Annotated in this window: 12 protein-coding genes and 1 tRNA gene; 6 read left to right on the top strand and 7 right to left on the bottom strand. The window is 66.8% G+C overall.

What is annotated here, in order from left to right; translation table 11 throughout:
- Nucleotides 1-356 precede the first annotated feature (356 nt).
- From ACYVI5_RS02350 to ACYVI5_RS02340, 3 genes are all read right to left on the bottom strand, one after another.
- Nucleotides 357-677: a hypothetical protein gene (locus ACYVI5_RS02350; RefSeq protein WP_460578816.1), complete on the bottom strand. Its 321-nt coding sequence runs from the start codon at nt 675-677 to the stop codon at nt 357-359.
- A gap of 145 nt (nt 678-822) precedes the next feature.
- A tRNA-Arg gene (locus ACYVI5_RS02345) sits at nt 823-897 on the bottom strand.
- A gap of 45 nt (nt 898-942) precedes the next feature.
- Nucleotides 943-1,440 carry an HNH endonuclease gene (locus ACYVI5_RS02340; protein ID WP_460578815.1) on the bottom strand — a complete coding sequence of 166 codons (498 nt, stop codon included), beginning with the start codon at nt 1,438-1,440 and terminating at the stop codon, nt 943-945.
- Between the two features lie 395 nt (nt 1,441-1,835).
- Between ACYVI5_RS02340 and ACYVI5_RS02335 the strand changes: the two genes are divergently transcribed.
- The gene (locus ACYVI5_RS02335; protein ID WP_460578814.1) at nt 1,836-3,905 is read left to right on the top strand and encodes an HAD family hydrolase; all 2,070 of its coding nucleotides are present in this window, start codon (nt 1,836-1,838) and stop codon (nt 3,903-3,905) included.
- 130 nt (nt 3,906-4,035) lie between these two features.
- Here the strand turns inward: ACYVI5_RS02335 and ACYVI5_RS02330 are convergent, their stop codons facing one another.
- Nucleotides 4,036-4,797 carry a C40 family peptidase gene (locus tag ACYVI5_RS02330; protein WP_460578813.1) on the bottom strand — a complete coding sequence of 254 codons (762 nt, stop codon included), beginning with the start codon at nt 4,795-4,797 and terminating at the stop codon, nt 4,036-4,038.
- Between the two features lie 413 nt (nt 4,798-5,210).
- Complete coding sequence (locus tag ACYVI5_RS02325; RefSeq protein ID WP_460532313.1) at nt 5,211-5,903, bottom strand: metal-dependent transcriptional regulator; 693 nt, start codon at nt 5,901-5,903, stop codon at nt 5,211-5,213.
- A 148-nt stretch (nt 5,904-6,051) separates the two neighbouring features.
- Between ACYVI5_RS02325 and serC the strand changes: the two genes are divergently transcribed.
- The 3 genes from serC to ACYVI5_RS02310 all read left to right on the top strand — a co-directional run bounded on the left by serC (nt 6,052) and on the right by ACYVI5_RS02310 (nt 9,054).
- On the top strand, nt 6,052-7,164 hold the full coding sequence (gene serC, locus ACYVI5_RS02320) for a PLP-dependent aminotransferase family protein (protein WP_460532310.1): 1,113 nt from the start codon (nt 6,052-6,054) through the stop codon (nt 7,162-7,164).
- A 45-nt stretch (nt 7,165-7,209) separates the two neighbouring features.
- Nucleotides 7,210-7,470, top strand: a complete 261-nt coding sequence (locus ACYVI5_RS02315) for a DUF6223 family protein (protein WP_460578812.1) — start codon at nt 7,210-7,212, stop codon at nt 7,468-7,470.
- Between the two features lie 108 nt (nt 7,471-7,578).
- On the top strand, nt 7,579-9,054 hold the full coding sequence (locus tag ACYVI5_RS02310) for an HNH endonuclease signature motif containing protein (RefSeq protein WP_460578811.1): 1,476 nt from the start codon (nt 7,579-7,581) through the stop codon (nt 9,052-9,054).
- A gap of 42 nt (nt 9,055-9,096) precedes the next feature.
- Here the strand turns inward: ACYVI5_RS02310 and ACYVI5_RS02305 are convergent, their stop codons facing one another.
- Together ACYVI5_RS02305 and ACYVI5_RS02300 are read right to left on the bottom strand one after the other, a co-directional pair.
- On the bottom strand, nt 9,097-10,098 hold the full coding sequence (locus ACYVI5_RS02305) for a DUF3027 domain-containing protein (protein WP_460578810.1): 1,002 nt from the start codon (nt 10,096-10,098) through the stop codon (nt 9,097-9,099).
- Nucleotides 10,091-10,471, bottom strand: a complete 381-nt coding sequence (locus ACYVI5_RS02300; RefSeq protein ID WP_460532298.1) for a cold-shock protein — start codon at nt 10,469-10,471, stop codon at nt 10,091-10,093. Before ACYVI5_RS02300 ends, ACYVI5_RS02305 begins: the two co-directional genes overlap by 8 nt.
- A 54-nt stretch (nt 10,472-10,525) precedes the next feature.
- Here ACYVI5_RS02300 and ACYVI5_RS02295 point away from each other — a divergent pair, with 54 nt between their 5' ends.
- Nucleotides 10,526-10,801, top strand: a complete 276-nt coding sequence (locus ACYVI5_RS02295) for a hypothetical protein (protein ID WP_460532295.1) — start codon at nt 10,526-10,528, stop codon at nt 10,799-10,801.
- Between the two features lie 37 nt (nt 10,802-10,838).
- The gene (locus ACYVI5_RS02290; RefSeq protein WP_460578809.1) at nt 10,839-12,728 is read left to right on the top strand and encodes a helicase-associated domain-containing protein; all 1,890 of its coding nucleotides are present in this window, start codon (nt 10,839-10,841) and stop codon (nt 12,726-12,728) included.
- The last annotated feature ends 25 nt before the right edge of the window (nt 12,729-12,753 follow it).

The following is a 12,753-nucleotide window of genomic DNA, read 5'->3' as shown; positions in this document are numbered from 1 at the left end:
GACCATCATGAACCAAGCCCTGGCCCTCGCGGCCTAACCGAAACTGTCACCCATCCGTGCAGCAGTCCCCCAAGCCCACCTACTCGTACTTCTTCTGCCGCGGCGTGCAGGACCACACCTGCGACGCACCGTACTCGAACATCGACAAGGTCGAAGAAGCTATCGAGGACCACTACAAGACCATTACCTTCAGCACTGAGTTCATCCAAGCAATCCGTGCTCAGATGCAGGCCGCGATCGAAGACCAGGTCGGTGCCCAGAAACTGCTGCGCGAACAGCTCGAAGGCAATCTCAAGCGCCTCGCGGCCAAAGAAGACAACCTCCTGGACCTTGCCGCCGACGGAGACCTCGACACCTCACGAGCACGCGTCCGGCTCCGCGACATCGCCAGGCAACGCAAAGAGACCCAGGCACAGCTCAAAGCCGTCGAGGACGACATCGCACCCGGAATGGCGTACATCGAGGCCCACATCGCCCTCCTGGAAGACCCCTACGAGCTCTACCGCCATGCCAGTGACCAGACCAGGCGGCTCCTCAACCAGGCCATCTTCAAGCACATCTACGTCGTCAACGAGGAAGTCGTCGGTGACGAGATCAACACCCCACTTCGCGAACTCCTCGCCGCCCAGCGAGGCTGGAGCGTCTACGAGGAAGTCAGCGACCTCGCACTCGCCCAAGAAGCAGCGCTCACAGAGGCACTACAACATGCGCCACTACCGAAAGAAAAGCAGGCCGCCGAAACCGATGACCTGCTGGATGAATTCATGGCCTTGCTGCTACCCGACCCCATGGAAAAGGGTGGCAATTGCAGTAAGCCATCTATGGTGCCCCTGGAGGGACTCGAACCCCCAACCGTTTCCTTAGGACGGAACTGCTCTTCCATTGAGCTACAGAGGCTGGCCCGATAAGTTTAGCTGGCTAAATGCCGGCCCACGATCGCCCTCAGGCGGCGGGTGCGAGATACCCCTGCCACTCGGGCAGCGCGTGCTCCACACCGCGCACCATCCAGGCGGGGTCGTGCGGCATACGAGGCGTCAACCTGAGCGACCAGCCCATCTCGGCGGCGGTGCGGTCGCCCTTCACGTTGTTGCAGCGCAGACAGCAGGCGACGAGGTTGTCCCAGGCATCCGCTCCCCCGCGCGACTTCGGCAGCACGTGGTCGATGGTCGTGGCGGACTTGCCGCAGTAGGCGCAGCGGTGGCCGTCCCTGCGCAGCACACCGCGGCGCGAAACCGGAACGGCTCGTCCGTGGGGCAGGTGCACATAGCGGGTGAGCAGGATGACCGAGGGTCGGTCGAAGACCGTGTCGACGCTCCAGACCGGATGTTCGGCATCCACCTCGACGACCGTCGCCTTGGCGCTCATCACCAGCGCCAACGCTCGTTTGAAGCTCACGACGGCCAGGGGCTCATATCCCGCGTTCAGCACCAGTGTGCGCATCGACGTCCTCTCGATTGATCGGAATGGCTTTCCGTATCTCTCGCATTCGTCCACGGTCCCCAGTTACGAGCATCCGGCATTACAGGCAACAAAAAAGGCGCCGTCAGGATGACGACGCCTAGTGATTCCACGCACAGTGGTGGTGGAAGCAGTGGTGGCTGTGATGCCGAAGGTTTCCCATGCGGGAGTGCTCCAGAGGATCGCGGACGAACATGATCAGGGCTACAGGGTAACGCAGGATGTTTGCAGCACGGTTCCGTGGCACGCCGTCCGAAGCCCGTGACTGAGGAGCGTTCACCTGCCGGTGGCCTGATGCAACAGAGCAGACACCGATGCGACACACTCTCCCCAGGAGACGATGGAATACCTGTGGGGGGTATCCAGTTGTCGGCGACATGGGTGAGATGCACAACGGAGCAGAGCACGCCGCGCACGGCGACCACGTCGCGCAATTCCGCCGGTTGTTCTGGATCATGCTGATCCTTGCGGTGCCGGTCGTGGGCTTCTCCCCGATGTTCGCGATGATCCTCGGGTACCAGCTGCCGAGTGCCGCATGGGCGCCCTGGATCTCGCCCGCGCTCGGAACGGTGATGTACCTCTGGGGAGGCAGGCCGTTCCTGAGCGGCGCTCTCGGTGAGATCCGTGCGCTGAAGCCGGGAATGATGCTGCTGATCGCCCTCGCCATCACGGTCGCCTTCGTCGCGTCATGGGGCGCCAGCCTCGGGCTGCTCGACCACGGACTCGACTTCTGGTGGGAGCTCGCGCTGCTGATCGTGATCATGCTTCTCGGGCACTGGATCGAGATGCGGTCTCTGGCGCAGACCACGTCGGCGCTCGACTCCCTCGCCGCCCTCCTTCCCGATGAGGCCGAGCGCGTCGAGGACGGCCGCATGGTGCCCGTGCCGCCCAGCGAACTACGGGTGGGCGATCTGGTGGTCATCCGTCCAGGTGCCCGGGTGCCCGCCGACGGCGTCATCGTCGAGGGCACGGCGAGCATGGACGAGTCGATGATCACCGGCGAGTCCCGCACGGTTCCCCGCGACATGGGTGACCGTCTGGTCGCTGGAACCGTCGCTACCGATTCGGGAGTTCGGATGCGCGTGACCGCGATCGGTGACGACACGGCGCTTGCGGGCATCCAACGGCTGGTGGCCGAGGCTCAGAGCTCCAGCTCACGGGCGCAGCGCATCGCCGACGTCGCGGCCGGATGGCTGTTCTGGTTCGCGCTCGGCGCCGGCGTTCTCACCGCCATCGTCTGGACGGCGATAGGGATGCCCGACGAGGCCGTCGTTCGCACCATCACCGTGCTGGTGATCGCCTGCCCCCACGCACTCGGACTGGCGATTCCCCTCGTCGTCTCGATCGCGACGGAACGCGCTGCGCGCGGCGGTGTGCTGGTCAAGGATCGACTCGCGCTCGAGAGCATGCGCACGGTGGACACCGTGCTCTTCGACAAGACCGGCACTTTGACCAAGGGAGAACCGACCGTGTCGCTGGTGCAGGCGAGGGGCGACCGCGACGAAGCCGAGGTCCTGGCGCTGGCTGCGGCGGCGGAAGCCGATTCCGAGCATCCGCTCGCCCGTGCCATCGTGCTGGCCGCCGAGGACCGCGGGCTTCGAGTGCCGGCGGCCACCGGCTTCGAGTCATCGCCGGCGATCGGAGTGTCGGCTCAGGTCGACGGCGCCCGCATCCAGGTGGGCGGCCCCCAGCTGCTCGAACAGGAACGGGTCCACCAGCTCGATGAGCTCGATCGGAGGCGGGAGCACAGCGGCACAGTGCTGCACGTGCTCGCCGACGGCCGAGCGATCGGGGCGCTCGAGCTGCACGACGAGGTGCGCGAGGAGTCGAAGCAGGCGATCCAGGCACTGCATGCCAAGAAGATCCAGGTCACCATGATCACCGGCGATGCGGAAGAGGTCGCGCGCTCGGTCGCCTCGGAGCTCGGCATCGACCGCTACTTCGCGGACGTACGTCCGGAAGACAAGTCGGCCAAGGTGAAGGAGTTGCAGGGTGAGGGCCGACGTGTCGCGATGGTCGGCGACGGCGTAAACGATGCGCCTGCGCTCGCCCAGGCCGACGTCGGGATCGCGATCGGAGCCGGCACGGATGTCGCCATGGCATCCGCGGGCGTCATTCTGGCGAGCGACGACCCCCGCTCCGTGCTCTCGGTCATCGAGCTCTCGCGTCGCAGCTACGCGACGATGAAGCAGAATCTGTGGTGGGCCGCCGGCTACAACCTGATCTCCGTTCCGCTCGCGGCCGGCGTCCTCGCTCCGGTCGGGTTCGTTCTGCCGATGTCGGTCGGGGCGATCCTGATGTCGCTCTCGACGATCGTCGTGGCACTGAACGCTCAGCTGCTGCGTCGGCTCGACCTGCGCCCCCACATCAGCGCGAACGCACCGATCGGCCCCAGCGCGGCGCCTGTACCAAGGGAACCGCAGTCGGCCGTCGTCCGCAGGCGCTGAGCCGGCAGTCGCAATCGGCGGACACAGGATCGGCGAGCCACGCCCTTGTGGCACGCCGATCACTGGGCTTGTGGAATCGAATTCCCGAGCCTTCAGGCCGGGGCTGACTTGCCGCCGGCTCCGAGCACGGTCAAATGCCGAAGCGAACGATGTAGAAGTCGTTGGTCCAGATCGGGCGAATCGAAATACTGCGACCGACATCAGGGGCGTCCATGATGTTTCCGTTGCCGGCATAGAAACCGTCATGCGCCCCGCCGAGCATGATCACGACGTCGCCCGGTTGAGCATCCTGAATCGAGATGCGCGTCCCCATCGCCCCCTGCGCGGCGGCAGAGTGAGGAAGTGAAATACCGAACTGGGCGTAGACGAACATGACGTAGCCCGAGCAGTCGAACCCGGCCGGCGTATCCCCGCCGTAGACGTAGGGCGTGCCGATGTACTGCTTGGCGACGTTGAACACCTGCGCCAGGCTGAAGTTCGGATAGGGCGGGTTCTTCAGATAGTCCGCAGCCGTGGGTCCGCTGTACGCGGCCCCATAGGCTTCCATCTGCTTTGCGGCAGCGGCCCGCGCTGCAGCGGCCGCCGCCGCGGCCTTCTGATCCGCCAGCTGCTGCTCGGTCGTGGCGCTGAACGTGTCGACAGCGGTCACCGGTCCCGCGACGGCGTTGGAAACGCTGACCGACTGCGAGTGCGTCTTCTTCAGAGTGTCGATGGCACTGGTGCCGAAGGATGCCTGATTCGACGTCTGCGGATTGAACGCGTACGCGGGGATGGCGATGGTGGCGACGATGCCACCGGCGATCGCCATGACAGCGAGGTTGGCAAGTGGCCGCAACCGGCGCTTGCGCTTGCGCGTAGGGGCCGAGGCCGAAGAACTGACCGGACCTTCCACGCGCTGAACTGCAGCGGATGACCGCTGAACCCGGCGCGAACCGGCGCGCTCCGAAGTCCTGAGGCTGCGACGCGACACTGCGGTCGATGCGTTCAGGGAGTCGTTCGAGTCGTTCGCCTTGCCGGTAGTACTCGGGTCGCGGTCTTCGGGAAGACCGCTCGTACCTAATGTTGCCAAGGTGTGAACCTCCGGCGCTCCGCTGGCACTAGGTAGCCACCCCGTCCGAGATCTCGTGAAGAGTTCGGCGTCGCAAACTCAAGAGACGGGCTTTCGGGAGCGTCTTGAGCCGGGTCCGACGACCGGGTGCTGGTCTGTGGACTCGTACGACGATACGGGACCGTTATCAATTTGTCACATCGTTTTCGAGGCGTTTTCCTCGCCTGTGAACGAAAGTGCGTTGGGGACGGAAAGGTCTACGCCGCCACGTAGATGTGGCTCGCCACCTCGCTAGGCAGCTCCAGAGCCTCGTCGTAGCCGTCGATCTGCATCGCGACGTACGAGCCGGACCGCCAGAAGGCGCCCGCCGCGCCCGGAAAGATGCCGGCCTGGCGCAACTGCGCCAGCAACTCCGGTTCGAACTGCACCGGTTCGCCCAGCCGCCTGATCGTGGCATTGACGCGCTCGCCGGAGCCGGACGTGGCATCCACCACGTTCCGAACTCCGTCAAGGAATGCCTTGTGCAGACCGATGCCCTGGTCCTCGATGCGCGGGATCGGGGTGCCGTAAGGCGTCTCGGTGGGATGCCCCAGGATGTCGAGGATCTTGTGCTCGACCTGCTCGCTCATCACATGCTCCCAGCGGCATGCTTCTTCGTGAACGTATTCCCACTCGAGACCGATCACGTCGGAGAGCAGCCGTTCGGCGAGACGGTGCTTGCGCATGACGTGCACCGCTCGGCGGCGGCCCTCGGAGGTCAGTTCGAGATGCCGATCGCCGGAGACGACGACGAGCCCGTCGCGCTCCATGCGGGCCACAGTCTGCGAGACCGTCGGACCGGAGTGGCCGAGTCGCTCCGAGATGCGCGCACGCAACGGCACGATGTTCTCCTCCTCGAGATCGAGGATCGTGCGCAGGTACATCTCGGTGGTGTCGACGAGGTCGGTCATCGCTTCCCCTTGTGGTTCTCTCAACCGGCAGCCGAAGGCGCCTTTTCAAGCCTACCGGCGCGCCGCAGCGGCACCGACGCTCGTCTACGCCCGCCCGAGTGCTCATCCGAGCAGGATTGCGATGGATGGCCGCCCTAAACTGAACGCCATGCCTGCGATCGCGATTCCCGAGTCCCTTCTGCCTTCCGACGGCCGATTCGGCGCCGGCCCTTCGAAGGTGCGTCCGGCCCAGGTCGACGCGCTCGTCGCTGCGCAGTCCACGCTGCTCGGAACATCCCATAGACAGGCTCCGGTACGAGGGCTCGTGGGCCGGGTGCGCGAGGGACTGGAGACACTGTTCCGAATTCCGGACGGCTACGAGGTAGTGATCGGCAACGGTGGCTCGACCGCATTCTGGGACGCCGCTGCATTCGGCCTCATCGAGAACCGCTCCGAGAATCTCGTCTACGGCGAGTTCAGTCAGAAGTTCGCGAAGGCGGCATCCGCTCCCTGGCTGCAGAAGCCGCACGTCATCGAGGCGCCGGTGGGCTCGCGCAGCACTCCGGAGGCTATCGAGGGCGTTGATGTCTACGCCTGGCCGCACAACGAGACCTCGACCGGGGTGATGGCTCCGGTTCGCCGAGTGCACGGCGACGAGGGCGCACTGACGGTGATCGACGCGACGAGTGCGGCGGGCGGCGTCGACTTCGAGGCATCAGAGACGGATGTCTACTACTTCGCTCCGCAGAAGAATTTCGCGTCCGATGGCGGGCTCTGGCTCGCGCTGTTCTCGCCAGCCGCGTTGGAACGGGTGGAGCGCGTGGCGGCATCCGACCGTTACATTCCGGACTCCCTGAGCCTGAAGCAGGCCGTCGACAACTCGCGCCTCAATCAGACGCTCAACACGCCCGCGCTGGCGACGCTCGTCATGCTCGAGGCGCAGGTGAGCTGGATGAACGACAACGGCGGCCTGCAGTGGGCGTCAGCGCGCACCGCGGAGTCGTCTGGCGCACTGTACGAGTGGGCGGATTCGGTGACCTACGCGCATCCGTTCGTCGAAGACCCGGAGAACCGGTCGCAGGTCGTCGTCACGATCGACTTCGACGACGTGGATGCCTCGCGGATCGCCTCGGTGCTGCGCGAGAACGGCGTCGTCGACACCGAGCCGTACCGCAAACTCGGTCGCAACCAGCTGCGCGTGGCGACGTTCACGGCGGTCGAGCCAGAGGACGTGCGACAGCTCATCCGCTGCATCGAATACGTCGTCGAGCACATCGGCTGAGGTTCTCGTCTGCGTCCGGGCTGATTTCGGGGAGGGGTCGTTGCGGTGCGACTGTGGCTGAAAGACAGCGAGCGGCTGCCTGATCCGCCGCCCATGAAGACGGACGACCGCGCCGCGCTCGGCGTCGGCACGATGCTTTGGGTGATCGCGGCCATCGTCGCAGCGGTGTTCGCGGGCCCGCTGGCCGCATCCGGGCACGGCTGGGTGCCCGCGACCGCGATCGTCGGCGTCGTGCTCGGCCTCATCGGGCTCGTGTACGCGCAGGTCTCGCGGGTGCGCGCACGGCGCAAGGGCGCCGGTCGCTGACGACCGTCCAGAGGTGCTCTCTCCGTCCCCAAACACGTACGAACTTCGCTTGTCCACAAGGACATCGATACTCGAATGAATGTCGGTGGCGTCGGCGAGTATGGGTGCATGTCCCCGCCGCTGCAGCACCTGTCGAGCGATCTCGACGCGGTCTGTGCTGCGTGGTCTGAGGCTCTGGGCGGCACTGATTCGCCGCTCGTTGATCGCACTTCCTGTGAGGCTGAAGCGGACGAGGTCTCGGTGGTGGAGTCGATGTCGGATAGCGGTCTGGTCGCGGTTACGGATGCGGTGGCGCAGCTGGTGCGTGACGGGCAGGCTCTTCTCGCTCGTGCCGCTGCTGAAGTGGCCAGGCGTTCGCCTGCAGAGCTCGGACGTGAGGGCCTGGCGAAGAAGCGCGGGTTCCTGAACCCGGTGCATCTGGTCGCCGCCTCTACCGGTGGGCGGGCCTCCGAGGCGGCCAAGCTCATCGCCGTCGGTACCGGCACTGCACCGCGACGGGCGCCGAGCGGTGAGCAGTTGCCGCCGGAGCATCCGCACGTGGCGGCCGCGCTGGCTTCCGGTGCGATCGGTCTTGATGCGGCGGATGCCATCACCGGGATGCTGCGAAGGGTGGCGCCTCGTGCGGATGCCGGGCAGGCCGAGGCGATGGAGAAGGTGCTCGCCGAACGTGCAGCACGCCTCCCGTTCGATCTGCTGCTGCGGGTGATCCGTGAAGCGGAGGCGCGTCTGGATCAGGACGGCGTCGCCCCGCGTGAGGAAGAGCTCCGTGCCGACCGGTCGTTGATCATCCGGCAAGACACCAACGGGATGGTCCGGTTGACCGCACGCCCGGATCCGGAGACCGCCGCACCGGTGAAAGCGGCGATCGAAGCGATCGTCACCCACGACATCCGTACTGCACGGCCCGGCAGCCGTTCCGGTCACGGCGAGGCTGCCGGTTCCGACCCCGACACAGCCGGAAGCGCTTCATGCGCGGCCGGCGGTGACGTGGATGGCCCGGTAATCGCGGACATGCGCAGCATTCCGCAGATGCAGGCCGACGCGTTGGCGATGATCGCCCGGCATGCGCTGGGCTGCAACCAGGTCCCGGCCACCGCATCGACGACCGTGGTGGTGCGGATGAACCTAGACACCCTGGTCGACGGTGTCGGTCACGGCCGGATCGACGGCCTGGATCACCCGGTCTCTGCCGGCACCCTGCGGCGAATGGCTGCGACGGCCGGCATCATCCCCGCGGTACTGGGCACCGACAGTGTTCCGTTAGACCTGGGGCGCACCGCCCGGGCGTTCACTGCCGCGCAACGCATCGCATTGGGTGAACGCGACGGCGGATGCTCGTGCTGCGGCCTCGCGGTCGCGTACACCGAAGCACACCATATCCTGTGGTGGAAACGGGATGCCGGGCCAACTGACTTGGACAACGGGGTACTGCTGTGTCCACCGTGCCACGCCCGAATACATCAAGACGAGTGGGACATCCGCATCACGAACGGGCAGGTCTGGTTCATTCCACCGCCACAGATCGACGCTCCCGAAGACCACGACTCGGCGGACGAGCACGATACGAATCACTCGACCCGTTAGCCGCCGCATGAACACGCGCCGGTCGTGGGAGCGCTTAGCGCGCTACGAAGCGTGGTTGTCGGCGTCCGTGTCGACGGCGTCCGTCTCTTCGGCGTCCGTGTCGACGGCGTCCGTCTCTTCGGCCTCCGTGTCGACGGCGTCCGTCTCGTCGCCGACTGTGTTGCCGCCCACCGTGTCGCCAGCGTCGGTGTCGCCATCGTCCGTGTCTTCGTCGACCGTGTCGCCGTCCTCTGCTTCGTCGGTGCCGATCTCGTCGTCCTCCAGCGACGCGGCCTCGGCTCCGGCGATGTCGTCGGCCTCCACGTCGACGTCATCGGTGTCGTCATCGTCGGCGACGTCGTCGGCGACGTCGTCGGACTCGTCCTCGTCGTGGAGGTCGATGTCGATGCCGTCGATGTCGTCGTCCTCGTCGAGATCGCCCTCGTCGTCGATGTCGTCCTCGTCGTCGAGATCCTCAGCTCCGTCAAGGTCGTCGTTCTCGTCGAGGCTGTCGCCCGAACCAGAGTCGGCATCGGGCGCGGCATCCTCATCCGCACCCGCAGCTCGGGCAGCCTCCTGGGCGGCCTGGTACTCGGCGAGACGCTCTGACCACGGCACCCAGTCCGGCGCGAGCAGGGCTTGCTCACCCGGGAGAAGCTCAGTCTCGAGCACGACGGGCTCGGCATCCGCATCGACCCGGGCGAGCGAGACCGTCCAGCGCCAGCCGGGATACCCCAGCATCGTGCACTCGAACAACAGTGAGAGCACATGGTCACCCTCGACGACGTGGCCGACGACCGGCCCGATGGTGGCCTCCGGCGTGATCTCCAGCAGTGCCGTCTTCGCGAGATCGTGCGCAGCGAGCAGTCGCTCATCCGCGACCGGAGGATCGGCGAGCGCTTCCTCGGATGCGACCTCGCCTGATTGCTCCGCGGATTCCTCCGCCACACTCTCGGCCGCGACCGTCTCGGCCGCTGCTGTCTCGGCCGCGACCGTCTCGGCCGCTGCTGTCTCGGCCGCTGCCGTCTCGGCCGCTGCTGTCTCGTCGGTGCGTTGCTCAGGCATCCAGATCGTCCGCCACGCGCCGCAACACCGCGGCGATCTTGCGGCCATGCGCGGTATCCGGGTAACGACCGCGCTTGAGTCCCGCCCCGATTCCATCGAGGAGTTTCACGAGGTCTTCGATGATCACCGCCATGTCGTCGGCGGACTTGCGGTTCATCTTCGACAGGCTCGGCGCACGCTCGATCACGCGCACCGACAGCGCCTGCGCGCCGCGTTTGCCCTCGGCGACACCGAACTCGAGCCGCGTGCCCGCCTTCACGACGGCACCCTCGGGCAGGGCCGACGCGTGAAGGAAGACCTCGCCACCGCCGTCTTGGGCGATGAAACCGAAGCCCTTCTCCTCGTCGTAGAACTTGACCTTGCCGGTCGGCATGGGAGACCTCTTTCGGGGGAACGTTGCTCGTGCAACCTCAATTATCCTTGATTCGTGACCGACGAGACGCCCCGCTCCGTATCCCGCGCGCAGCGCATGCTGGCGTTCATCGCGGCGGGGCTGGTCATTCTCTCGATCGTCTGCTTTTTCGTGCTGATGATCGGAACGTGGTTGGGGGCGGGCCCCGACCAGAACGCAGGCAGGGGAATCTGGCCAACGGTCGAACTGCTGCCTCTGGGCGCACTGCCGATCGCCTTCGTGCTCATCATCGTGCTGCTCGTGGTAAGTCTCTTCGGGCGCAGCAGGCAGAACCGGAAGGCGAGCCGGTAACGGCCGCGGGGTTGCGCGTGACGAGTCCCGAGCCCACATGACCAGCACCCTGTCGCTGGCCGAACGACTCGGCGGACTCGACGATCAGAGCCTCCACGACCTCATCGACGGCCGAGGGCTCACCCGATCACGCATCGAGGACTTCTTCGACCTCGCCGACGCACTGCTCGAATCGCCTTCGGTGCAGCACGCCCTGGCGCCGCTGCCGCGTCCGGTGCTCGCGGCTCTCGCCGCCCTTGCCGACCATGGTGGCGCGGCGACGGCTGAGCAAGCGGCCGCGTGCCTCCGGTCATGGGGCGCAACCGATGCCTCTGTTTCCTCCGTGCGCGGCGACCTGGATGCACTTGTCGACACGTTCCTGGCCGAGCGTGTCGTGGACGCGGCGGACGGCGACTCAAGGGACGACAGCGGAACCGTCTTCGCGCTCTACCCGGGCGTCGCAGCCCGCTTCGTCGCATGGGCGGACGGCGACGGGGTGCCGGGACGCAGGCTGGCGGCATCCGGCAAGCCTGCGGCGCTCGCCAGCGTTCCCGACGTGGACCGCCGGTTCGTCGACCGGCTCGCCGCAGAGAGGGCCTTCGTCGCAGCCGGCGCCGTGGCGGAGTTCGTCTACGAGTTGGAGCGGGAACCGGCGCGGGAGCTGCAGAAGGGCGGCCTCGCCCTCCCCGACACCCGCCGCATCGCGTCGGCCCTCGGAATCGAAGCGGACGACGTCGCGACCGTGCACTGGCTCGCCGACAGTTCCGGACTCGTCTCCCGGGAAGGAGCCGTGTGGCTGCCGACCGACGCCGCCGAGGCGTGGGCAGCCCTCTCCACACCGGAACGCTGGGCGCGACTCGCCGGAACCTGGCTCGAATCGGTGCCTGCAGACATCCGTCCGCTCATGGTGGAGCGGGCACACGCCTCTTGGGGCGACGCGCTGCGCGGCTATGCGAGATGGCGCTATCCCGCGGCGGACGCCTCCCTCGACCGGCGCGTGAACGAGGTGGAAGCGCACGCCGAGTTTCTCGGCATCACCGCGAACGCTGCACCGAGCACAGCGGGCATCACGCTCCTGCAACGCGGTCCGGATGCCGCAGCCGAGGTTCTGCGCGCAAGATTCCCCGCCGAAGTCGACCGCGTGTATGTGCAGCACGACCTCTCGATCGTTGCTCCCGGCCCCCTCATCCCATCGCTGGATGCCCGGCTGCGCACGCTCGCCGACGCCGAAGGCACCGGACTGGCGGCGAGCTTCCGCGTGTCGCCCTCCTCGCTGCACCGGGCGATCGCAGCGGGAGAGACCGCGCAGTCGTTACGCGAGTTCATCGGTTCCATCTCGCTGACAGGCCTGCCGCAGCCCGTCGCCTACCTCATCGACGAGGCGGCATCCCGCTATGGGCGAGTGCGGGTGCGGGCAGCCGATTCGGCGTCCGGAACGGGATCCGTCGTGCACTCCGGCGACCGCGAGCTCCTGAACACGATCGCGGTCGACCAGTCGCTGGCAGCCCTCGGGCTGCGGCCGGCATCCGACGGCGAGCTCACGTCGAGGTTCCCGATCGACGTCGCATACTGGGCGCTCGTCGACGCCCACTACCCTGTCGTGGCGGAAGACTCCGACGGCCGCCAACTGCGGGTGCGACGCAGGCTCGGGCATCCGGAGCCCAGAGAATCCACCGATACCGCCCAACTCGTGGTGCAGCGGTTGCGATCCGCCGAGAGTACAGATGGTCAAGGCGGCGCGGAGGCCTGGCTGAACCGCCAGCTCGAGTCGGCCGTGCGGTCTCGCACCATCGTGACCGTCACGGTGGCGCTGCCTGACGGCCGCGAGCTCGAGTTCACTCTGGAGCCCACCGGGCTCGGCGGCGGACGACTACGGGGCCGCGACCGCGCCAGCGACATCGAGCGAACGCTGCCGGTGGCGAGCATCCGCGCAGTGCGCACGCCATGAGGGCCTCCGGCTCGGCGCACAGAGT

Source organism: Humibacter ginsengisoli (assembly GCF_054780095.1).
This window is presented reverse-complemented; position numbering and strand designations above follow the sequence as displayed.

Bases quoted from the DNA above. Each gene is read 5' to 3' on its own strand.
- ACYVI5_RS02290 (WP_460578809.1), top strand. From the start codon at position 10,839: ATGACCAGCACCCTGTCGCTGGCCGAACGACTCGGCGGACTCGACGAT.
- ACYVI5_RS02335 (WP_460578814.1), top strand. From the start codon at position 1,836: ATGGGTGAGATGCACAACGGAGCAGAGCACGCCGCGCACGGCGACCAC.
- ACYVI5_RS02305 (WP_460578810.1), bottom strand. From the start codon at position 10,098: ATGCCTGAGCAACGCACCGACGAGACAGCAGCGGCCGAGACGGCAGCG.
- serC (WP_460532310.1), top strand. From the start codon at position 6,052: ATGCCTGCGATCGCGATTCCCGAGTCCCTTCTGCCTTCCGACGGCCGA.
- ACYVI5_RS02325 (WP_460532313.1), bottom strand. From the start codon at position 5,903: ATGACCGACCTCGTCGACACCACCGAGATGTACCTGCGCACGATCCTC.
- ACYVI5_RS02310 (WP_460578811.1), top strand. From the start codon at position 7,579: ATGTCCCCGCCGCTGCAGCACCTGTCGAGCGATCTCGACGCGGTCTGT.
- ACYVI5_RS02340 (WP_460578815.1), bottom strand. From the start codon at position 1,440: ATGCGCACACTGGTGCTGAACGCGGGATATGAGCCCCTGGCCGTCGTG.
- ACYVI5_RS02300 (WP_460532298.1), bottom strand. From the start codon at position 10,471: ATGCCGACCGGCAAGGTCAAGTTCTACGACGAGGAGAAGGGCTTCGGT.